General features: G+C 73.1%; 16 protein-coding genes. 8 read left to right on the forward strand and 8 right to left on the reverse strand.

Annotation, left to right across the window (positions count from 1 at the left end; translation table 11 throughout):
* Positions 1 to 19 precede the first annotated feature (19 nt).
* Complete coding sequence (locus tag ACIRPK_RS13200) at positions 20 to 625, forward strand: HAD family hydrolase (RefSeq protein WP_403037149.1); 606 nt, start codon at positions 20 to 22, stop codon at positions 623 to 625.
* A gap of 273 nt (positions 626 to 898) precedes the next feature.
* Here the strand turns inward: ACIRPK_RS13200 and ACIRPK_RS13205 are convergent, their stop codons facing one another.
* Positions 899 to 1120: a hypothetical protein gene (locus ACIRPK_RS13205; RefSeq protein WP_403037152.1), complete on the reverse strand. Its 222-nt coding sequence runs from the start codon at positions 1118 to 1120 to the stop codon at positions 899 to 901.
* Between the two features lie 169 nt (positions 1121 to 1289).
* Here ACIRPK_RS13205 and ACIRPK_RS13210 point away from each other — a divergent pair, with 169 nt between their 5' ends.
* Both ACIRPK_RS13210 and ACIRPK_RS13215 read left to right on the forward strand, forming a co-directional pair.
* Entirely contained in the window at positions 1290 to 2429 is a 1140-nt protein-coding gene (locus ACIRPK_RS13210) for an alpha/beta hydrolase (protein ID WP_403037155.1), read from the forward strand.
* Positions 2430 to 2823: 394 nt separating this feature from the next.
* Positions 2824 to 3207, forward strand: coding sequence for a cold-shock protein (locus tag ACIRPK_RS13215; RefSeq protein WP_403037158.1), 384 nt, complete (start codon positions 2824 to 2826; stop codon positions 3205 to 3207).
* 7 nt (positions 3208 to 3214) lie between these two features.
* On the opposite strand, the gene ACIRPK_RS13220 is transcribed toward ACIRPK_RS13215, so the two are convergent.
* The 4 genes from ACIRPK_RS13220 to ACIRPK_RS13235 all read right to left on the reverse strand — a co-directional run bounded on the left by ACIRPK_RS13220 (position 3215) and on the right by ACIRPK_RS13235 (position 6793).
* The gene (locus tag ACIRPK_RS13220; protein ID WP_403037161.1) at positions 3215 to 4057 is read right to left on the reverse strand and encodes a 1,4-dihydroxy-6-naphthoate synthase; all 843 of its coding nucleotides are present in this window, start codon (positions 4055 to 4057) and stop codon (positions 3215 to 3217) included.
* The gene (locus ACIRPK_RS13225) at positions 4054 to 4794 is read right to left on the reverse strand and encodes a futalosine hydrolase (RefSeq protein ID WP_403037164.1); all 741 of its coding nucleotides are present in this window, start codon (positions 4792 to 4794) and stop codon (positions 4054 to 4056) included. The genes ACIRPK_RS13220 and ACIRPK_RS13225 overlap by 4 nt, the downstream gene beginning before the upstream one ends.
* A 2-nt stretch (positions 4795 to 4796) precedes the next feature.
* Positions 4797 to 5363, reverse strand: coding sequence for a hypothetical protein (locus ACIRPK_RS13230; protein WP_403037167.1), 567 nt, complete (start codon positions 5361 to 5363; stop codon positions 4797 to 4799).
* A gap of 92 nt (positions 5364 to 5455) precedes the next feature.
* Positions 5456 to 6793 (reverse strand): MFS transporter, encoded by a 1338-nt coding sequence (locus tag ACIRPK_RS13235; protein WP_403037170.1) that lies wholly within the window; start codon positions 6791 to 6793, stop codon positions 5456 to 5458.
* A gap of 467 nt (positions 6794 to 7260) precedes the next feature.
* Here ACIRPK_RS13235 and ACIRPK_RS13240 point away from each other — a divergent pair, with 467 nt between their 5' ends.
* Both ACIRPK_RS13240 and ACIRPK_RS13245 read left to right on the forward strand, forming a co-directional pair.
* A complete protein-coding gene (locus ACIRPK_RS13240; protein WP_403037173.1) occupies positions 7261 to 8142 on the forward strand; it encodes a DUF3027 domain-containing protein in 882 nt (293 codons plus the stop codon).
* 395 nt (positions 8143 to 8537) lie between these two features.
* Positions 8538 to 11843: a sacsin N-terminal ATP-binding-like domain-containing protein gene (locus ACIRPK_RS13245; protein WP_403037175.1), complete on the forward strand. Its 3306-nt coding sequence runs from the start codon at positions 8538 to 8540 to the stop codon at positions 11841 to 11843.
* A gap of 56 nt (positions 11844 to 11899) precedes the next feature.
* Here ACIRPK_RS13245 and ACIRPK_RS13250 read toward each other — a convergent pair whose 3' ends face one another.
* Positions 11900 to 14389 carry an HAD-IC family P-type ATPase gene (locus ACIRPK_RS13250; RefSeq protein WP_403037178.1) on the reverse strand — a complete coding sequence of 830 codons (2490 nt, stop codon included), beginning with the start codon at positions 14387 to 14389 and terminating at the stop codon, positions 11900 to 11902.
* Between the two features lie 52 nt (positions 14390 to 14441).
* Positions 14442 to 14741 carry a DUF2530 domain-containing protein gene (locus ACIRPK_RS13255; RefSeq protein ID WP_403037180.1) on the reverse strand — a complete coding sequence of 100 codons (300 nt, stop codon included), beginning with the start codon at positions 14739 to 14741 and terminating at the stop codon, positions 14442 to 14444.
* A 243-nt stretch (positions 14742 to 14984) separates the two neighbouring features.
* Here ACIRPK_RS13255 and ACIRPK_RS13260 point away from each other — a divergent pair, with 243 nt between their 5' ends.
* Both ACIRPK_RS13260 and ACIRPK_RS13265 read left to right on the forward strand, forming a co-directional pair.
* On the forward strand, positions 14985 to 16445 hold the full coding sequence (locus ACIRPK_RS13260) for an NCS2 family permease (protein WP_403037183.1): 1461 nt from the start codon (positions 14985 to 14987) through the stop codon (positions 16443 to 16445).
* 215 nt (positions 16446 to 16660) lie between these two features.
* Positions 16661 to 18358, forward strand: a complete 1698-nt coding sequence (locus tag ACIRPK_RS13265; RefSeq protein WP_403037186.1) for an enoyl-CoA hydratase-related protein — start codon at positions 16661 to 16663, stop codon at positions 18356 to 18358.
* Between the two features lie 61 nt (positions 18359 to 18419).
* On the opposite strand, the gene ACIRPK_RS13270 is transcribed toward ACIRPK_RS13265, so the two are convergent.
* On the reverse strand, positions 18420 to 19199 hold the full coding sequence (locus ACIRPK_RS13270) for an MHYT domain-containing protein (protein WP_403037189.1): 780 nt from the start codon (positions 19197 to 19199) through the stop codon (positions 18420 to 18422).
* A gap of 243 nt (positions 19200 to 19442) precedes the next feature.
* On the opposite strand from ACIRPK_RS13270, the gene ACIRPK_RS13275 reads away from it, so the two are divergent.
* Positions 19443 to 19877, forward strand: coding sequence for a MarR family winged helix-turn-helix transcriptional regulator (locus ACIRPK_RS13275; RefSeq protein ID WP_403037192.1), 435 nt, complete (start codon positions 19443 to 19445; stop codon positions 19875 to 19877).
* Positions 19878 to 19975 lie beyond the last annotated feature (98 nt).

Below are 19975 nucleotides of genomic sequence, written 5' to 3' on the forward strand. Positions count from 1 at the left end.
CGCCTTCTAGGGTGGGGACATGTCTCTCACCGTGGGCTTCGACCTCGACATGACCCTGCTCGACACCCGGCCCGGCATCCAGGCCACCTATGACGCACTGTCAGCCGCCACCGGCGTCCCGATCGACAGCGCGCTGGCCGTCACCCGGCTCGGGCCGCCGCTGGTGCAGGAGATCGGGCACTGGTTCCCGGCCGACGCGGTGGCGGAGATGGCTGACCTGTACCGGACGCTCTACCGCGAGCACGCGCTGGCCGGCACGCTGCTGCTCCCGGGCGTCGTCGAGTCGCTGGCCGCCGTCCGGGCCCACGGCGGCCGGATCGCGGTGATCACCGGCAAGTACGAGCCCAACGCCCGGCTCCAGCTCGACCACGTCGGCCTGACCCCCGACATCCTGGTCGGCGACACCTGGGCCGAGTCCAAGGGCGACGCCCTACGGCTGCACGACGCCACCGTCTACGTCGGCGACCACCTCGGCGACATCATCGGCGCCCGCGCGGCCGACGCCGTGGCAGTGGGCGTGGCCACGGGGCCGTACAGCGCCGCCGAACTCCACGCGGCCGGCGCGGACGTGGTCCTCCGGGACCTCACGGAGTTCCCCGCCTGGCTCGCCGGACATCTGAGCTGAGGTTGCACCACCACGGGCTCGGGGCTCTGCTGTTGTGCGGCTCCGCCGCGTGGGCGCATGTGGTGCACCACCAGGGGCTCGGGGCTCTGCTGTTGTGCGGCTCCGCCGCGTGGGCGCATGTGGTGCACCGCCAGGGGCTCGGGGAACTGCGACGCCGGCCTCGGAACAGGTGATCCGTTCAGGGGCGGTCAGGCACTTTCGCAGTGACCCGGCGCCAGATCTCCTCGCAGTTCCCCGAGCCCCTGCCCGTAGATGCCCGGGCGCCTGCCGACATCAGACCTGGTTGGTGCGGCGGGCCGAGAGGAAGAGGCCGGTCAGGGCGATCAGGAAGCCGAGGGGCATGACCATCGAGACCCAGTAGGCGATCGACGGGAGCCGGGGCAGGTCGAAGAAGAGCGGGACGAAGGTCACCATCGTGGCCACCGCGCCGATCAGGAAGACGATCGAACCGGCACGGACCAGCCCGTCGCCACGGTCGGTGGTGCTGCTGCTCACGGTGACTCCTCGACGACGTGGCCCGGGACGGGTCAAGTGTGGCAGCCCGCCGCCCCCGTCGATCGGCGGGGGCGGGATCGACCCAGACGCTCAGGTCTCCCAGCCGGCACTCAGGCAGTCTGGAGGGAGTCGGATGGAGCCAGCGGGCAGAGCAGGGGCGAACGAACACATGGGTCTGACGAGTCACAAGGTGCTCGCGTTGTCGACGCTGGTGTCGGTGCTGATGGTGGCCGCGACCGTCTGGCTCTGGCCCCGGCTGGCGAAGCGGAGCTGGGCGACGGTGTTCGGCCGGCTCGGCACCATCCTGGCCACCCAGCTCGCCGTGATGTGCACCGTCGGTCTGGTGGCCAACAACTACTTCGCCTTCTACAGCAGCTGGGCCGACCTGCTCGGCACCAACGAGGACGGCCCGGTGGTGATCCAGAGCCAGCTCGCGGACGGCCGCAAGGGCGCCGTGGTCCAGACGATCTCGAACGAGAACGTCCGGGGCTCCAACACGGTCGGCCGGGAGCCCGCCGCGGTCGGCAAGCTGGAGAAGATCCGGATCCCCGGCGCGGCCACCGGACTGACCACGGAGGGGTACGTCTACCTGCCGCCGCAGTACTTCCAGCCGGAGTTCAAGGACAAGAGGTTCCCGGCCGCGATCGCCATCACCGGCTTCCCCGGTGACGCGAAGAACCTGATCACCAAGCTGAACTACCCCTCCACCGAGCTGTCGCTGATCAACGAGGGCAAGACCAAGCCCTACGTCCTGGTGCTGATGCGCCCGTCGCCGGCCATGCCCCGGGACACCGAGTGCGAGGACATCCCGGGCGGCCCGCAGTCCGAGACGTACTTCGCCCAGGACGTGCCGCAGACCGTCCGGGACTCCTACCGGGTCGCCTCGGGCCCGGGCAGCTGGGGCGTGATCGGGAACTCCACCGGTGGCTACTGCGCGCTCAAGCTCGCCATGAAGCACCCGGACGTGTTCGCCGCCGGGGTCTCGCTGTCCGGCTACTACAAGGCGGCCGAGGACCCGACCACCGGAGACCTGTTCGGCGGCAGCCAGGCCCGCCGCGACCAGGCCGACCTGGACTGGCGGCTGGCCAACCTGCCGAAGCCCGGGGTCTCGCTGCTGGTCGGCGGCAGCAAGGAGGGCGACGGTGACTACTACCCGGCCACCCAGAGGTTCGCGGCGGCCGCCAAGGGCAGCCCCACCAAGGTGTCCTCGATCACGCTGGACACCGGCGGGCACAACTTCAACACCTGGAGCCGGATGCTCCCGGCCTCGCTCGGCTGGCTCGGCGACAAGCTGAACGCCCCCGCCTGAGCCGCGCTCGCCCGACCCGCGCCCGACCTGCGCCGATCCCGGGGGCGGTCACAGCGCGCAGTTCCTCGGGGACAGAAAGTTTCGGGCCGCCGGTGGGCAGGGTATGCAGCCTTCGCACGGGGCCGTTCGGGTGCCCCGCAGTCTGATCGGGGGTGTCGCCGGTGCCGAGCGCTCAGCCGTTCGCCGGTCGTGCCAGGCCCCGGTCGGGCCGTGCCTGGCACGTCAGAGCGCCGTACGAGAAACCGGCTGCGTGCCGGTGAGGCACTGACGGATCATTAGGCTGCTGACCCCGAGCCCGACCTGACGCCCCAGCGCGGTCGGCTCGTCATCCACCCCCCGGTGATCCCCGGCCCACGGCCGGGGTCCCCCCGTACCTACACGAGGACTTTTCGAGATGCCCACCGGCCAGGTCAAGTGGTTCAACGAGACGAAGGGCTTCGGCTTCCTGTCGCGCGACGACGGCGGCGACGTCTTCGTGCACACCAAGGCGCTGCCCGCCGGGGTGACCGCGCTCCGGCCGGGGCAGCGGGTCGAGTTCGGCGTGGTGGCCGGGCACCGGGGCGACCAGGCGATGTCGGTCACGCTGCTGGAGGCGCTGCCCTCGGTGGCCGCCGCCCAGCGCAAGAGCGCGGACGACATGGCACCGATCGTGCAGGACCTGATCACCACCCTGGACGCGGTGCTCCCCGGCCTCCAGCACGGCCGCTACCCGGCCAAGGCGACCGGCGAGAAGCTGGCCGGCCTGCTCCGCGCGGTGGCCGACCAGTTCGACGTCTGAGCGGCGCTCAGAACTCCAGCGCACCCGGGCCGATGGCGGGCACCAGCCCCTCGGCGGCGGCCCGGGTGAGCAGGCCGCGCACGGCGGCGTAGCCGGCCTCGCCCAGGTCGGCGGTGAACTCGTTGACGTACAGCCCGATGTGCTGGTCCGCCACCGCCGGGTCCATCTCCTGCGCGTGCGCCAGCACGTACGGCCGGGACGCCTCCGGGTCCTCCCAGGCCAGCCGGACCGAGCTGCGGATGGTGGCGGCCAGCTCCGCCAGCCGCTCGCGGCCGAGCGACCTGCGGGCCACGATCGCGCCGAGCGGGATCGGCAGGCCGGTCTCCTGCTCCCAGGCCTCGCCCATGTCGGCGAGCCGGTGCAGGCCGTACTGCTGGTACGTGAAGCGGGCCTCGTGGATCACCAGCCCGGCGTCCACCCGGCCGTCCCGGACGGCGGGCATGATCTCGTGGAACGGCAGCACCACGATCTCGCCGAAACCGCCGGGCACCGCGGTCGCCGCCCAGAGCCGGAACAGCAGGTAGGCGGTGGAGCGCTCGCTCGGCACCGCGACCGTACGGCCTGTCAGGTCGGCCGCCGCGCCGGGCTCCCGGGTCAGCACCAGCGGGCCGCAGCCCCGGCCCAGCGCGCCGCCGCAGGGCAGCAGGGCGTACTCGTCCAGCACCCAGGGCAGCTGGCCGTAGCTGATCTTCAGCAGGTCCAGTTCGCCGCGCTCGGCGAGGCCGTTGGTGACGTCGATGTCCGCGAAGGTCACCTCGGGCGCCTCGGTGCCGGGCACCAGCCCGTGCGCCCAGGCGTGGAAGACGAAGGTGTCGTTCGGGCAGGGGGAGTAGGCGACCCGCAGGGTCATCGGGTGACCTCCTCGATCAGCTCCCGGCAGGGGAGCAGCACGAACGCCCGCTCCAGGGCGCCCAACGCCTCGCCGATCCGCCAGGCCGCCCGGTCCCGGGGGCCCACCGGGTTGGACACGGTGCGCAGCTCCAGCATCGGTACGCCGTACCGCTCGGCCGCCTGCGCCACCCCGTAGCCCTCCATCGCCTCCGCCACCGCGTGCGGGTGGCGGGCCGTCAGCTCGGCCGCCCGCTCGGCGCTGCCGGTCACGGTGGAGACCGTCAGCACGGTGCCGGTCGCGGCGTCCAGCGCGTCGGCGGCCAGCCGGACGGCGCCGGGCGGCGGGGTGTACCTGATCCGGCCGAAGCCGAGCTCGGTCACGTCCTGGAAGCCGTCCGGGGTCTGCGCGCCCAGGTCGGCCACCACCAGCTCCTCGGCCAGCACGATCGCCCCGATCGGCGCCCGGGGGACGAACCCCCCGGCGATCCCGGCCGAGATCACCAGGTCGTACGGGTACTGCGCCAGCACGGCGGCCACCGAGACGGCGGCGGCCGTCGGTCCGACCCCGGCCACCAAGACGTCCACCTCGGTGCCCGAGGCGTGCTCGCTGCGGCGCAGCTCGCCGACGTCCAGCGGCACCATCCGGGCGCCGTCCCGCAGCCCGCGCAGCACCGCCTCGGCCTCGGCGGAGACGGCAACGGCGACGAGCAGCCGGGGGGTACCCGGCTGCTCGTCGCCGTGCTGGGGGTGCGTCACCGTCACTGGGACTGCTGGGCGGCAGGCTGCTGCTCGCCGGCGGCGTCCTTGTTCTTCAGCTGGAAGTACCAGACGCCCAGGATGTCGCCGGTCTTCTCGTTCGCCTCCACCACGGTCACGGTGGTCTTCTCGGTGGCGGCCAGCAGGCCGGAGGCCGGGAGCAGGCCGGAGAAGGTCGAACCGACCCGGGTGGAGGCCAGCGTGGCGCGCTGCTGCTGCCCGCCGTCGGTGAAGGCGAACCAGCCCTTGTCGGCCACCTTCGGGTCGACGCCGACGCCGATCCGGTCGCCGACCTTCACGTCCAGGCTGGGCAGGGTGCCGGCCTCGCGGGCCTTGGCGGCGCTCTCCTGGCACTTCGTCTGGGCCGCCTCGTCCAGCGGCTTGCCGTCGTTGTAGCAGGACACGCCGAACGGGCCGGAGTGGATGGAGGAGCGGCCGACCACCAGGGTGGCCGTCGGCTCCGCCGGCTTGCCCTGGTCGCTGGCGTGCGCGATGGAGAGGCCGACCGTGCCGGCGCCGATCACGACAACGGCGCCGACGGCGGCGATGACACGGGTGCTGAGGCTCATGGGCTAGAGGCTACCGGCCCGGCCCGATCACCGAACTCCGGGGTGGCCCCGTCCGGTCGCGTGCCGGAGGGGCTTCACCCGAACGGTCACTCCTACGCGGTCCGGGGCGCCCGGTGCGGTCCCAGCCGGTGCAGCGCCCAGACCGTCCAGACCAGGGGGACCGAGAGCAGTCCGGTGGCCGTCCAGAGCCCGAGCGAGCCGTCCAGCGGCAGGGTGATCCCCAGCGCGCCGCCGGCCACCCAGCAGAGCTGGAGCAGCGTCTCGGACCGGGCGAAGGCGGAGGTCCGGACCGCCTCCGGCACGTCCCGCTGGATCAGCGCGTCCAGGGCCAGCTTCCCCAGCGAGGCGGCCGCTCCGGCCGCCGCCGCGACCAGACCCACCGTCAGCAGGCCGTACCAGAGCGCGGCCGCCGCGGCCGCCGTGGTGGCGACCAGCAACCCGGCGGTGACGATCAGCTCGGAGCTCCGGGTCCGCAGCCAGGAGCCGAGCACCGAACCGAGTGCGTTGCCGCCGCCCGCACAGGCCGCCACCACCCCGATGGTGACCGTCGGCCGCAGGCCGCCGACCGGGTCCTCCCGGAGCAGGAAGGCCAGGAACATCACCAGGAAGCCGACCAGCGCCCGCAGCGAGGCCACCGCCCGGAGCGCGAGGATCACCGAGGGGCCGACCGTCCGCAGCCGGGCCCGGTCCGGCCTGCGCCGGTGCTCCTCCCCGCTCAGGTGCTCCTCGGAGTGCAGGACGGCCCGCTGCTCGCCCTTGGCCGAGTCGACCTGGTGCGGCAGGTGAAACGCCATCAGGGTGCCCGCCACGAAGACCAGGAAGGCACCGCGCAGCGGCCAGGCCGGCCCGATCAGATGGAGCAGGCCGCCCACCCCGGCCGCCACCATGCCGGCCAGCAGCCCGGCCAGCGTCACCCGCGAGTTGGCCTTCACCAGCGAGAGCCGGGGCGGCAGCAGCCGTGGCACCACCACGCTGCGCACCACTCCGTACGCCTTGGAGGCGACCAGCACCCCGAGCGCGGCGGGGTAGAGCGCGAGGCCGCCGTCCACCACCGGGCCGGCCATCATCCAGGCCAGCATCGCCCGGGCCAGCATGGAGACCGCCACCGCGGACCGGCGGCCGTGCGGCATCCGGTCCAGCAGCGGGCCGATCACCGGGGCGAGCAGGGCGAACGGTGCCATCGTGACCAGCAGGTAGAGCGCGACCCGGCCCCGGGCCTCGCCGGTGGGCACCGAGAAGAAGACGGTGGAGGCCAGCGCGATCCCGATCAGCATGTCGCCGAAGGAGTTCAGCGCGTGCAGTTCGATCAACTTGGCCAGGCCGGATTCACCGGCACCCTCGGCGGCCGTGGCCCGGCGGATCCGGCGGCCGGTGCCGTGCACCACCCGTCCGGTCCGCAGGCCCGCCGAGGAGGCACCGCGTACCAACATGTTCCGGCGGGGCGGCGTCGGTCCACCCTCCGGCGGCGGCCCGCTGTCGCTCGCCGAGGGGACGGGTTCTGGCTGCCGCGGTACCGGCACCGGCGGGCCTGGTTGCTTTCGGCCGTCCGGGTCGGGCCGCGGCGGGATCTCGTCCGCCACGTAGCCAATCCTGCCCGAGATTTGCCCGGACAACGCGGCGGATCACCATGATCACCGGTACTCTGCCGGACCCGCCTCCAAGCCGGACTGTCCCGGGTGGCCGACCGACGGGTAGCCTGCACTACGCGCGTGCACTGCCCAGCGGGCGGCGCGGCCGGTCAGCGGACGGGCGCAGGTCGCGCAGAATGATACGAGAGACGGTGCCCACCGGACCGGAGCTCCGGACAGGACCGCGCGAGTCCAGCAGCTGACGGACCGTGGGCAAATGGGCCGCAGGCTACAGAACTTGGGAGAGAATCGACGCCGTGAGTGCTGCGATGCGAAGCCGTACCCCCGACCGGCTCTGTGCCGAGGCCGTCGAGATCGCTTGTCAGGCCGCCGTCGAGGCGGTCGGCCCGGAGGCCGTAGGGGCGCACCTCGGTGTCCGCGCCGACGGCGAACGGGTCGTCACCCACACGTTCGAGTGCCTGGACGCGGCGTACCGCGGCTGGCACTGGGCCGTGACGGTGGCCCGGGCGCCCCGGGCGAAGAACGTCACACTGGACGAGACGGTGCTGCTGCCCGGCCCCGACGCGGTGCTCGCACCGCAGTGGGTGCCGTGGAGCGAGCGTCTGCGTCCCGGTGACATGGGTCCCGGCGACCTGCTCCCCACCGACGCGGACGACCTCCGGCTGGAGCCCGGCTGGTCCGGCGAGGACGAGCCCGCCCCGAACTCGGTGGCGGCCCTCGACGAGACCGAGGACCTGGTCGTCCCCGAGGGCGACGTCCAGCCCACCCCGGTCCGGGCCCAGATCAGCGCCATCGCGGGGGAGCTCGGTCTCGGCCGCCCCCGGGTGCTGTCCCGGCTCGGCCTGCACCTGGCCGCCGACCGCTGGGAGACCGCCCACGGTTCGCAGACGCCGATGGCCCAGGCGGCCCCGGCCAACTGCGACACCTGCGGCTTCCTGATCCCGATCGGCGGCTCGCTCGGGCAGGCCTTCGGCATCTGCGGCAACGAGTTCGGTCCGGCCGACGGCCAGGTCGTCTCCTTCGCCTACGGCTGCGGCGGCCACTCCGAGGCAGCCGTCATCCCCGCCCCGCCCGCCCCCTCCGAGCTGATCCTCGACGAGCTCGAACTCGAACCGATGCAGCTCCACCCCGACCGCACCAGCGGCTCGGTCGAACCCGACGCCCCCACCGAGGAGCTCGGCCACTCCTGACGCGCGGCTCCGCCGCGTCGGCGACGCTGGCTTTTTGGCAGGTGGTCAGCCCGCTACGGAGTCAGGGGCTCGGGGAACTGCGACGCCTGCCCTTGCAAGGTGATCCGTGCGTAGGTGGTCAGGCGCTTTCGCAGTGACCCGAGCGCCAGATCTCCTCGCAGTTCCCCGAGCCCCTGGACCGTAGATGCTCGGGGGCCTGCCTACAGTGCAGCCCCGAGCCCCTGGGCCGTAGTTGCTCGGGGGCCTGCCTACAGCGCGGCCCCGAGCCCCCTGGACCGTGGACCTGGCGTGCCTGCAAAAGGTGCTGCCCCGAGCCCCTGCGCGGAGTCGTTGCTGCGGCAGGGGAGAATGCCCCGTACGGCAGGGCCAGGGTGGCGGCGGAAGGCGGCAGTGCAGTGGAGCCTCGGATCATCGGTGGCAGCAGTGACGAGCAGGTGGCCGACCCCTTCGACACGGCGGGCCTGCGGCGCCGGGTGCTGGATGCCTGGACGGCCGCCCCGGCCCGGTTCCGGGAGGATGCCAACGCGGAGGAGGAGCTCGCCCTCGGCGGCTACCGCGACCGCCTGATCGTCGAGTTGGCGCAGAACGCCGCCGACGCGGCGGCCCGCACCGGCACCGGCCCCGGCCGCCTCCGGCTGACCCTGCGGGACGGCGTGCTGGCCGCCGCCAACACCGGCGCCGCGCTGGACGAGGCGGCGGTCGAGTCGCTGGCCACCCTGCGGGCCTCCTCCAAGCGGGCCGACGAGGGCCGCACCGAGGAGACCCGCACGGTCGGCCGGTTTGGTGTCGGCTTCGCCGCCGTGCTCGCGGTCACCGACGAGCCGGCCGTGCTCTCGGCCCACGGCGGGGTGCGCTGGTCGCTGGCCGAGGCGCAGGCGCTCACCGAGGAGCGGCCCCAGCTGGTCGAGGAGCTGCGCCGCCGGGAGGGCCACGTGCCGCTGCTGCGGCTGCCGTTCCCGGCCGAGGGCGCGGCGCCGACCGGCTACGACACCGTGGTGGTGCTCCCGCTCCGGGACGCCGCCGCCGAGGATCTGACCCGCCGTCTGCTGGCCGGGATCGACGACGCGCTGCTGCTCACCCTGCCGGGCCTGGCCGAGGTCACCGTCGAGACGCCGGACGGCGTCCGGACGTTGACCCGTTCGGCTGATCCGGAGCCCGCCGAGGGGATCACCACGGTGGTCCTCACCGACGGGGACCGCAGCACCAGCTGGCAGACCGTCACACGGAGCGGCGGCACCGCACCCGAGCTGCTGGCCGACCGGCCGACCGAGGAGCGCGCCCGCCCGTACTGGTCGGTGACCTGGGCGGTGCCGGTCTCCCCGGACGGGACCCCGCAGCCGCTGCGGACCGACCCGGTGGTGCACGCGCCGACCCCGAGCGACGAACCGCTGGGCGTACCGGCGCTGTTGATCGCCGGGTACCCGCTGGACCCGACCCGCAGGCACGTCGCGCCGGGCCCGCTCACCGACTTCCTGACCGAGCGCGCGGCGGACGCGTACGCCGACCTGCTGCGGGCCAGGGGCGGCGACCTCGGGTCGCTCGGCCTGGTGCCGGGGCCGCTCGGCGAGGGCGCGTTGGACAACGCGCTGCGGTCGGCGATCCTGCACCGGCTGCCCGGTACGCCGTTCCTGCCGCATCCGGCCCCGGTGGAGGAGGGCACCCCGGCGCTCCGGCCCCGGGACGCCACGCTGCTGGAAGGCGCCGACCGGGACGTGGTGGAGGCGCTGGCGCCGATCTTCCCCGGCCTGCTGCCGGCCGGGCTGGAGCGCCGCACCGAGCTGCGGGTGCTCGCGGTCCGCCGGGTGCCGCTGGCCGAGGTGGTCGACCAACTCGGCGGCCTGGAGCGGGAGCCGGCCTGGTGGCGGAACCTGTACGCGGCGCTGGCCGGGGCCGACCCGGAGTCGCTCGGCGCACTGCCGGTGCCGCTCGCGGACGGCCGGACGGTCCGCGGCCCGCGCCGGGTGCTGCTGCCCTCGGACCCGGCCGACTGGGCAGGCTTCGAGGGCTACCCCGAGTCGCTGGCCGAGGCACTCGGCCTGCTCGACCTGCGACTGGCCCACCCGGAGGCGGCGCACCCGCTGCTGGCCAAGCTCGGCGCCGGCACCGCCACCCCCGCCGGGGTGCTGGACACCCCCGAGGTCCGGGCCGCGGTGGCCCGTTCGCTGGAGCTCGGCGAGGACGACTTCGACGCCGCCGTCGACCTGGCGGACGCGGTGCTGGCGCTGGTCAAGGCCGCCGGGGCGACCCCCGGCGAGCACCGCTGGCTGGCCCGGCTGGCGCTGCCGGACGACGAGGGCGAGCTGTCCCGGGCCGGCGAGCTGATCCTGCCCGACTCCCCGCTCTCCGCCCTGGCCCGGGAGGACGACGCCGGGTACGTGGACGACGACCTGCTGGACCGCTGGGGCCCCGAAGTGCTCTCGGCCGTCGGCGCGTTGAGCAACTTCGTGCTGGTCAGGGCCGAGGACGTGGTGCTCGACCCGGACGACCTGGAGCGGCTCGACCCGACCGCTCCCGCCGACCGGGCGGCCGGCGGCCGGCCGACCGGTCTGCTGGACGAGGCCCCGGACGGCCTGGCCGACTGGTGCGAGGACGTCCTGGAGAGCCTGCACACCGACGACAGCGGCGAGTTGGGCGTCCCGCCGGTGGCCGCAGAGCTGCTCGCGGTGCGCGACCTGGACCTGGTGGACGAGGACGCCTGGCCCGAGGCGCTGGCCCTGCTGTCCCGTCCGCCGTACCGGGAGGCGGTGGTCAACCCGGTGCGGACCCTGCTGCCGAACGGGAGTTACGTCGACCTCCCGCCGTACACCGCCTGGTGGCTGCGCGACCACCCCGTGCTGGCGGGCCGGGAGCCCGCGGGTCTGCGCGCCGCCGGGGCCGACCCGCTGCTGCGCGGCCTCTACGACGAGGCCAGGACCACTCTGGACGAGACTTTCCTGCACGCGCTGGGGGTGCGCACCACGCTGGCCGCACTGCTCGCCGAGCCGCACGGTCCGGACGAGCTGCTGGACCGGCTGACCGATCCGGCCTCAACCGTGTCGCACCGTCAACTGCACGGCATCCACAGCGCGTTGGCCGGTGTTCCGGCCGACCGGGTGGAGCCGCTGGACACCGTCAGGGCGGTTCCGCCGATGGACCCGGAGACCGGCCGCCGCCCGGACGGCACCGTCCTGGTGGACGCCACCGAGGCGGTGGTCGCGGACGCCCCCGACCTGGTCGAGCTGCTGCACCCGTACCCGCTGCTGCCGGTGGCCCCGGAGCTGGCACCCGAGCTGGCCGAGCGCCTGCACGTCTCGCTGGCCAGCGAGGTGGCCGGCGGCCGGGTGCTCTCCGAGGGGACCCTGCACCGGACCCCCGCCGTGGTGCGGGAGTTGCTGCCCGGCTGCCCCGCCGTCTACGAGGAGCACGATGAGCTGCTGGTGGTCGGCCCGGACGGCGGCGAGGCGGCGATCGGCTGGCGCTGGGACACCTCCGCCGCCGCCCCCGAGCTGCCGTACGACCCGGAGGACGCCGAAGCCGCCGACGAGGACGACGAGTTCGAGGTGCCGCCGGTGCCCGGCCTGCTGCATGCGGCCACCCCCGAGGGCCTGGCCGCCGGGCTGGCCTGGTCGGTCGGCCAGTGGCACCGCCGGTTCGAGATCCTGGCCGCGCTGGCCGAGCCGGACCGGGCCTACGAGCTGCTGGCGGCCCGGGACTTCGAGTAGTCGCCGCAGGACAGCGGCCCGCCCCCGGCGACGCGGGGGCGGGCCACTGCGGTGGCTCAGGGCTCGCCGTTGCGGCGGACGATGACCCGCCAGACCACCTCCAGCAGCACCCCCGCGACCGCGGCGATGCCCACCCCGGCCCACGGGTCCCGGGTGCCCGCCAGCGAGAGCTGGAAGAAGTCCGACAGCCAGGGCACCAGCAGCACCAGCGTGAAGGCCCCGCCCATGGTGGCGATCAGCGCGATCCGCAGCCAGTTGTACGGCCGGGCCACGATCGCCAGCACCCAGATCGCCACCAGGAACAGCGTCAGCGTCGCGACACTGGTGTCCGCCTTCAGGTCGGTCGCGTGGTCGGCCCTGGCCAGCATGTACGCCGTGAAGGTGGCGGCGCCCGCGATCGCGCCGCCGGGCACCGCGAGCCGCAGCACCCGGCGGACGAAGCCCGTCCTGGCCCGCTCGTTGTTCGGCGCCAGGGCCAGGAAGAACGCCGGGATGCCGATGGTCAGCGAGCTCAGCAGGGTGGAGTGCCGGGGCAGGAACGGGTACGGCACCTGGGTGATCACCACCAGCAGGGCGAGCAGCACCGAGTAGACCGTCTTCACCAGGAAGAGGTTGGCCACCCGCTCGATGTTGCCGATCACCCGGCGGCCCTCGGCCACCACCGAGGGCAGGGTGGCGAAGCTGTCGTTCAGCAGCACGATCTGGGCCACCGCCCGGGTCGCCTCGCTGCCGGAGCCCATCGCCACCCCGATGTCGGCGTCCTTGAGCGCGAGCACGTCGTTGACGCCGTCGCCGGTCATCGCCACGGTGTGCCCGCGGGACTGCATCGCGCCGACCAGCTCGCGCTTCTGCTGCGGCGTCACCCGTCCGAAGACGGTGGTCCGTTCGGCGACCTCGGCCAGCTCCTCGGCGTCGGTGGGCAGCGTCCGGGCGTCCAACGGGCGCTCCGCGCCGGGCAGTCCGAGGTGCGCGGCGACCGCGCCGACCGAGACCGCGCTGTCGCCGGAGATCACCTTGGCCTCGACCTGCTGGCTCTCGAAGTACCGCAGGGTGTCGGCGGCGTCCTCGCGCAGCCGCTGCTGGAGCACCAGCAGGGCCAGCGGCTGGAGGTCGGCGGCCGGGTCGGGGGCGTCCAGCGCCTGGGTGGTCCGGCCGAGCAGCAGCACCCGCAGGCCGCGCGAGCCGAGCTCGTCCACCTCGGCCAGCGCCGGGTGGCCGGCCGGCAGCAGGACGTCCGGGGCGCCGAGCAGCCAGCTGGCCTCGGTGCCGGCCGGCTCCAGCAACTGGACCCCGCTCCACTTCCGGGCCGAGGAGAACGGCGTCGCCTCCAGCACCCGCCAGCGCTCGCCGTCGCCGGCGCTGTCCCCGTAGGCGTCGATCACCGCCTGCATGCTGGGGTTGGGCCGGGAGTCCGCGCCGCCCATCGCGCCGAGTGCCTGCTGCAGCACCGTCCGGTCGGCGAGCACGTGGTTGGCCAGCGGGGCGTCCGGCCGCAGGTGGCCGTCGACCCCGCCGTCCGGCGCGGCCAGCGGGCGCAGCTCGACCAGGTCCATGCCGCCCTCGGTGAGGGTGCCGGTCTTGTCCAGGCAGACGGTGTCCACCCGGGCCAGTCCCTCGATCGCCGGCAGCTCCTGCACCAGGCACTGCTTGCGGCCGAGCCGGACCACCCCGATCGCGAACGCCACCGAGGTGAGCAGCACCAGCCCCTCGGGCACCATCGGCACGATGCCGGCCACCATCCGGCGGACCGCCTCCCGCCAGTCGTTCCGCTCCACCGCGAGCTGACTGATGATCAGGCCGATCGCGGTCGGGATCAGCAGCCAGGTGATGAACTTCAGGATCGCGTCGATACCGCTCCGCAGCTCCGACCTGACCAGGGTGAACCGGCTGGCCTCCTCGGCCAGCTGCGCGGCGTACGCCTCCCGGCCGACCTTGGTGGCGGTGAACGCCCCGCTCCCGGCGACCACGAAGCTGCCGGACATCACCTGGTCGCCGGGCTGCTTGAGCACCGGGTCCGGCTCGCCGGTGAGCAGCGACTCGTCGATCTCCAGGCCGTCCGCCTCGGTGACCAGGCCGTCCACGATCACCTTGTCGCCGATGCCGAGCAGCACGGTGTCGTCGAGCACGATGCCGGCCACCGCGACCTGCTGGGTGGCGCCGTCCCGGCGGACCTGCGGCTTGGCCTCGCCGATCACCGCCAGCCCGTCCAGGGTCTTCTTGGCGCGCAGTTCCTGGATGATGCCGATCGCCGTGTTGGCGACGATGACCAGGCCGAACAGCCCGTCCTGGAGCGGCCCGACCACCAGGATGATGCCGAACATGACGCCGATGATGGCGTTGAACCGGGTGAACACGTTGGCCCGGACGATCTCCCGGGTCGACCGGCTGGACCGGACCGGTACGTCGTTCACCTCGCCGCGGGCCACCCGTTCGGCGACCTCCGCGGCGGTCAGGCCGCCCGGGCGCTCGCGGTCCTCCTGCCGCGGACGGCGGGCGGGCGGGTCGTCGCCGGGCTCGGTCGCCGTGTGCTCCGCAGGATGAGTCATGGGACCGACTCTAGGTGGGCGATTTGCGCGGTGCGCCCTACCTTGGGCCGATTCAGTCCAACCGAGTGGCGGGGCCCTCGGTCGCGCTCTCGCCCGCGCCCTCGACCGGGCTCGTCCTGCTGCGACGGATCGCGTCCCGGCGGGCCCGGCAGTACCAGAGGCCGATCAGGCCGAGACCGGCCCCGGTCAGGCAGATCCACGGCCAGCTGCCGTGCCCGTGCTGCTCCAGGCTGCCCTTGAACGGGATCAGCACCAGGAAGCCGACGAACCAGAGCACCGTGCCGCCGCCGACGATCGCAACGTCGTTCGCTTCCAGCGGCGGGGGAGAGGGGCGCAGCGCGGTCTTGGCCATGGGGCCCAGCCTACGGGGCGGGTTGGGTGGGGCCGTAGTGGTGGGAGCGAGCTGTGATTGATTCTGACCGTAATGGGCTCTTTCTACGCGCGAAGATGGCGCGTGCACGATCGAGGAACTCATACTGAGAATCCGCTACGGCCCTGGTGCGATCCCCCGACTGCCCGGCCGTCGCCCGGTAGCCCCGGCCAGTGACGCTCGGGTCTCCGCCCTCCTCACCTCCCCCACCTGACGAGGACGCGAATGTCTCCGCTGGCCCAGCCGACCGCAACGTCGCCCGAGCCCTCCCCGGCCGCCCCGCAGCCGTCCAGCCCGCTGGACCGGTTCTTCCGGATCTCCGAGCGCGGCTCCACGCTCGCCCGTGAGGTCCGTGGCGGGGTCGCCACCTTCTTCACCATGGCGTACATCCTGGTGCTCAACCCGATCATCCTGGCCAGCGCGGCCGACATGAACGGCACCCACCTGAGCAGCGCCCAGCTGGTCACCGCGACCGCCCTGACGGCGGGTCTGACCACGCTGCTGATGGGCGTGATCGGCAACGTGCCGATCGGTCTGGCGGCCGGGCTCGGCGTCAACACGATCGTGGCGCTCCAGCTCGCCCCCCGGATGACCTGGCCGGACGCGATGGGCATGGTGGTGCTGGCCGGCTTCGCGATCATGATCCTGGTGGCCACCGGGCTGCGCGAGCGGGTGATGAACGCGGTGCCGCTCGGCCTGCGGAAGGCCATCGCGATCGGCATCGGCCTCTTCATCTGCCTGGTCGGCCTGGTGGACGCGGGCTTCGTCAGCCGCATCCCGGACGCCGCGCACACCACCGTCCCGCTCCAGCTCGGCTCGGACGGCCACCTGAACGGCTGGCCGGTGCTGATCTTCATCCTGGGCCTGCTGCTCACCCTGGTCCTGATGATCCGTAAGGTCCCCGGCGCGATCCTGATCAGCATCGCCACCATGACCGCCGTCGCGGTCCTGATCGACCAGGCCGCCAGCATCCCGGCGTCCTCCTGGGGCCTGACCGTGCCGGAGTGGCCGGGCAACCCGGTGGCCGCCCCCGACTTCGGCCTGGTCGGTCAGGTCAGCCTGTTCGGCGGCTTCGGCAAGGTCGGCCTGCTGACCGGCTGCCTGTTCGTCTTCACCGTGCTGATGTCCTGCTTCTTCGACGCGATGGGCACCATCCTCGGCGTCGCGGACGAGGCGCACCTGCTGGACGAGAAGGGCGACCTGCCCGGCATCAACAAGATCCTGATGGTGGACGGCATCGCCACCGCGGCGGGCGGCGCGACCTCCTCCTCCGCCAACACCTGCTTCGTCGAGTCCACCGCCGGTGTCGGCGAGGGAGCCCGGACCGGCTTCGCCTCGATCGTCACCGGCGCGCTGTTCCTGGTCGCGCTCTTCCTCACCCCGCTCGCCACCATGGTCCCGGCCCAGGCCGCCACCCCGGCCCTGGTCACCGTCGGCTTCCTGATCCTGGCCAACTCGATCCGGGACATCGACTGGTCCGACTACACGATCGCCGTCCCGGCCTTCCTCACCATGGTCCTGATGCCGTTCAGCTACAGCATCACCAACGGCATCGGCTTCGGCTTCATCGCCTTCTGCGTGCTGCGCCTCGCGGCCGGCCGCGGCCGCACCGTCCCGGTCGCGCTCTACGCGGTCGCCGCGGTCTTCGCCTTCTACTACCTGATGCCGGCCCTCGGCCTCGGCTGATCCGAGCGTCACCACCGAGCCCTCCCGAGTACTGCTTGGGAGGGCTCGGTGCGTTCCCGGCGGGTGTTTGGGAGGGGTGTTGTAGAGGTCCCCGGGGTGGCGGTTCGACTGGGCATGAACATGTTTGGATGAGCTCGCCCGGAGCTCGGGGGAGGGGCTGAGCAGGGCGTGAACGGGGGAGTTCGCGGTACTGCTGACCTGCCGTCGGAGGGCAAATGCGCATTCTGCTGATCGCCAGTGCTTTCAACAGCCTGACCCAGCGTGTCCATGTGGAGTTGCGGGAGCGTGGTCACACGGTGGGGGTCGAACTCGCGTTGGGGGACGAGGCGGTGCGGGCCGGGGTGGCCCGGTTCCGGCCGGATCTGATCGTGGCGCCGATGCTGACCCGGGCGGTGCCGGAGGATGTCTGGCAGCGGTATCGGGTGTTGATCGTGCATCCGGGGCCGAAGGGGGACCGGGGGCCGTCGTCGTTGGACTGGGCGATCCACCAGGGTGCGCGGGAGTGGGGTGTGACGGTGCTTCAGGCGGTGGCGGAGATGGATGCGGGGCCGGTCTGGGCGTCGGTGCCGTTCGCCGTCCGGGCGGGCGGGAAGAGCGAGGTGTACCGCAACGAGGTGGCGGACGCGGCGGTGGAGGCGGTGCTGCTGGCGGTCGAGCGGTTCGCGGGCGGCTGGTACGGGCCCGAGCCGCTGGACTACTCCCGGTGGGACGTCACCGGGCAGCTCCGGCCGTATCACGCGCAGGAGTTCCGGCGGATCGACTGGTTGGTGGACGACACCGCGACGGTGCTGCGCAAGCTGCGGGCGGCGGACAGCCAGCCCGGGGTGCTGGACACCCTGCTGGGCCGGGAGTACTTCCTGCACGGCGGTTGCGCGGAGGACGAACTGCGCGGCGGGCCCGGCGATTTGATCGCCACCAGGGACGGCGCGGTCTGCCGGGCCACCGTCGACGGCGCGGTGTGGATACCGCAGCTGCGCCCGCGCCGGGAGGCCGGCGGGCCACCCACCTTCAAACTGCCCGCCGCCCGGGTGCTGGGCCCCGCGCTGGTGCTGGCGGGCGTACCGGAGGTGCCGGTCACGCCGTCGGAGGCGGCGCGGCGGGACACCTGGTCGGAGATCCGCTACCGCGAGGAACAGGGCGTCGGGTATCTGGAGTTCGGGTTCCCCGGTGGGGCGATGAGTACGGGTCAGTGCCGGCGGTTGTCGGCGGCGTACCGGGAGGCGGTGGCGCGGCCGACGTCGGTGCTGGTGCTGGGGGCGGCGCGGGACTTCTTCTCCAACGGTATCCACCTGAACGTGATCGAGGCGGCGGCCGATCCGGCGGCGGAGTCCTGGGCGAACATCAACGCGATGGACGACCTGGTCGAGGCGGTTCTCACCAGCACCGACAAGTACGTGGTGGCGGCGCTGGCGGGGAACGCGGCGGCGGGCGGCCTGATGCTGTCGCTGGCCGCCGACGAGGTGTGGTGCCGGGCCTCCGCCGTGCTCAACCCGCACTACCGGCTGATGGGGTTGTACGGCTCCGAGTACTGGACCTACACCCTGCCCCGCCGGGTCGGCCCCGACCAGGCACGGCGCCTCACCGACGCCGCACTGCCCGTCGGCGCCAAGGAGGCACTCGCCCTCGGCCTGGTCGACCGCATCGGCGACGGCGACTCGACGGCGTTCGGGGGCTGGGTGCAGGAGCAGGCCGCACTACTGGCCGGATCGGGCGAGCTGACCACCAGGCTGACGACCAAGAAGCAGCGCCGCGCCGACGACGAGGCGCTCAAGCCGCTGGCGGCGTACCGGACCGAGGAGTTGGCCCGGATGCGGCACAACTTCCTCGACCCCGGCGAGAGCTACCACCAGCTGCGCCGGGCGTTCGTGCACAAGAGCTGCCCGCCCGAGACCCCCGCCCACCTGCGCGGCTGAACCCGGGCCGGACACAGGACGGGCCCCCGCCGGGCAGCGGCGGGGGCCCGTCTCGTCCGGGCTACCGAGCCCGGACGGTGAGGGGCGCGGCCGGGCCGAGGAAGACCGAGGAGGGCCCGTTCTGCTTGCTCGGGGCGACGGCGAACGCGAGGGCGCTGGAGAAGACGTAGGTGCCGAGACCGACGGCGAGCGGGAAGACGAACTGCAGGCCGATCACCCCGGGCGGGGTGGTGCGGACCTCCGACAGCCGGACGCTGATCGCGGCCATGCCGGTGTAGTGCATCGCGCAGACCGCGATCCCCATCACCGGCGCGGCGGACAGCACGGCCGCGGTGCCCTGGATGTTCAGCGCGGCCCAGAGGGCGGCGGTCGCCGCGAGGACCGCGATGCCGACCGAGGCCGCCACCGTGGCGGTGTCGTACGCGATGGTGCCGGAGACCCGCATCGCGGCCATCCCGAGGTAGTGCATCGCGGCGACGCCGAGCCCGGTGGCGATCCCGCCGGCCAGCAGCGAGCCGACCGGGCGGCTGCTGTAGCCGACCGTGAAGATGCCCGCGCCGACCACCAGGATGGCGACCAGCAGGCTGAGCACGGTGAGCGGGACGTTGTAGCGGATCTCGGCGCCGCGGACCGCGAAGCCGAGCATCGCGATGAAGTGCATGCTCCAGATGCCGACGCCGAGCGAGACCGAGGCGAAGGTGAGCCAGTTCCGCCTGGTCCGGCCCTCGGTGAGCAGGGCCCACCGAGTGCTGCGGAGGGCGAGCAGGGCCCCGAGGCAGGCGGCCAAGTACGAGATCGCCGGGGTGACCCAGCCGTGGACAGCGTGGTCGATGTGACCCAAGAAGACTCCCTGGACGGGGGTGGGGTGCACTGTGCCGGCGTGCTGTGTTCCTGACAATCTGGAGGCTATCGGCGGGCCGGAGGCTGGGCAACCCTGGGGGATTTGGTGAACTCCCAGGTCAGAGTGGGTTCTTCACGAGTACGCCAAGAGCTGGGCACGAAGTCCTGACGGTACGTCCAGTCTTCCTGCGACCCGACCGATATGAATTTTTATTAGCGAGAGTAATGAGATAGGCTAAGGACTATGCCCGAGATGTCCGAGGAGGACCTCGCAGCGGTCAGTCAGCTGCGTTCCTCCGCCATGCGCCTTTCCCGCCGACTGCGACACCAGCGGGTCGAGGAGTCGTTGAGCCCCACCGAGATCGGGGTGCTCGGCACCCTCGGCCGGTGCGGCAAGGCCACCCCTGGCGAGCTCGCCAGGAAGGAACACGTCCAGCCGCCGTCGATGACCCGGATCATCGCGATGCTGGAGGAGAAGGGCCTGGTGCGGCGCGAGCCGCACCCGGACGACCGCCGTCAGGTGGTGGTCAGTGCGACCGAGCAGGCGGAGGCGATCCTCGCGGAGAGCCGCCGCCGGCGGAACGCCTGGCTGGCCGAGCTGGCCCAGGGGCTGACCGAGGAGGAGTGGGCGGTACTCAAGGAGGCCGCACCCGTCCTCTACAAGTTGGCCCACCTCTAGACCACCTCTGGACCACCTCTGGACCACCGCCAGGACGTCGTCGGGACCGGAAGAAGGAGTACCGCATCACCGCACCACACCACCGATCAACCAGCAGT

Source organism: Kitasatospora sp. NPDC101801, assembly GCF_044766665.1.
Taxonomy (GTDB): domain Bacteria; phylum Actinomycetota; class Actinomycetes; order Streptomycetales; family Streptomycetaceae; genus Kitasatospora.

Coding starts and splice junctions, on each gene's coding strand:
- ACIRPK_RS13200 (WP_403037149.1), top strand. CDS start 20: ATGTCTCTCACCGTGGGCTTCGACCTCGACATGACCCTGCTCGACACC.
- ACIRPK_RS13275 (WP_403037192.1), top strand. CDS start 19,443: ATGCCCGAGATGTCCGAGGAGGACCTCGCAGCGGTCAGTCAGCTGCGT.
- ACIRPK_RS13255 (WP_403037180.1), bottom strand. CDS start 14,741: ATGGCCAAGACCGCGCTGCGCCCCTCTCCCCCGCCGCTGGAAGCGAAC.
- ACIRPK_RS13215 (WP_403037158.1), top strand. CDS start 2,824: ATGCCCACCGGCCAGGTCAAGTGGTTCAACGAGACGAAGGGCTTCGGC.
- ACIRPK_RS13210 (WP_403037155.1), top strand. CDS start 1,290: ATGGGTCTGACGAGTCACAAGGTGCTCGCGTTGTCGACGCTGGTGTCG.
- ACIRPK_RS13250 (WP_403037178.1), bottom strand. CDS start 14,389: ATGACTCATCCTGCGGAGCACACGGCGACCGAGCCCGGCGACGACCCG.
- ACIRPK_RS13240 (WP_403037173.1), top strand. CDS start 7,261: ATGCGAAGCCGTACCCCCGACCGGCTCTGTGCCGAGGCCGTCGAGATC.
- ACIRPK_RS13230 (WP_403037167.1), bottom strand. CDS start 5,363: ATGAGCCTCAGCACCCGTGTCATCGCCGCCGTCGGCGCCGTTGTCGTG.
- ACIRPK_RS13220 (WP_403037161.1), bottom strand. CDS start 4,057: ATGACCCTGCGGGTCGCCTACTCCCCCTGCCCGAACGACACCTTCGTC.
- ACIRPK_RS13235 (WP_403037170.1), bottom strand. CDS start 6,793: ATGTTGGTACGCGGTGCCTCCTCGGCGGGCCTGCGGACCGGACGGGTG.
- ACIRPK_RS13260 (WP_403037183.1), top strand. CDS start 14,985: ATGTCTCCGCTGGCCCAGCCGACCGCAACGTCGCCCGAGCCCTCCCCG.
- ACIRPK_RS13265 (WP_403037186.1), top strand. CDS start 16,661: ATGCGCATTCTGCTGATCGCCAGTGCTTTCAACAGCCTGACCCAGCGT.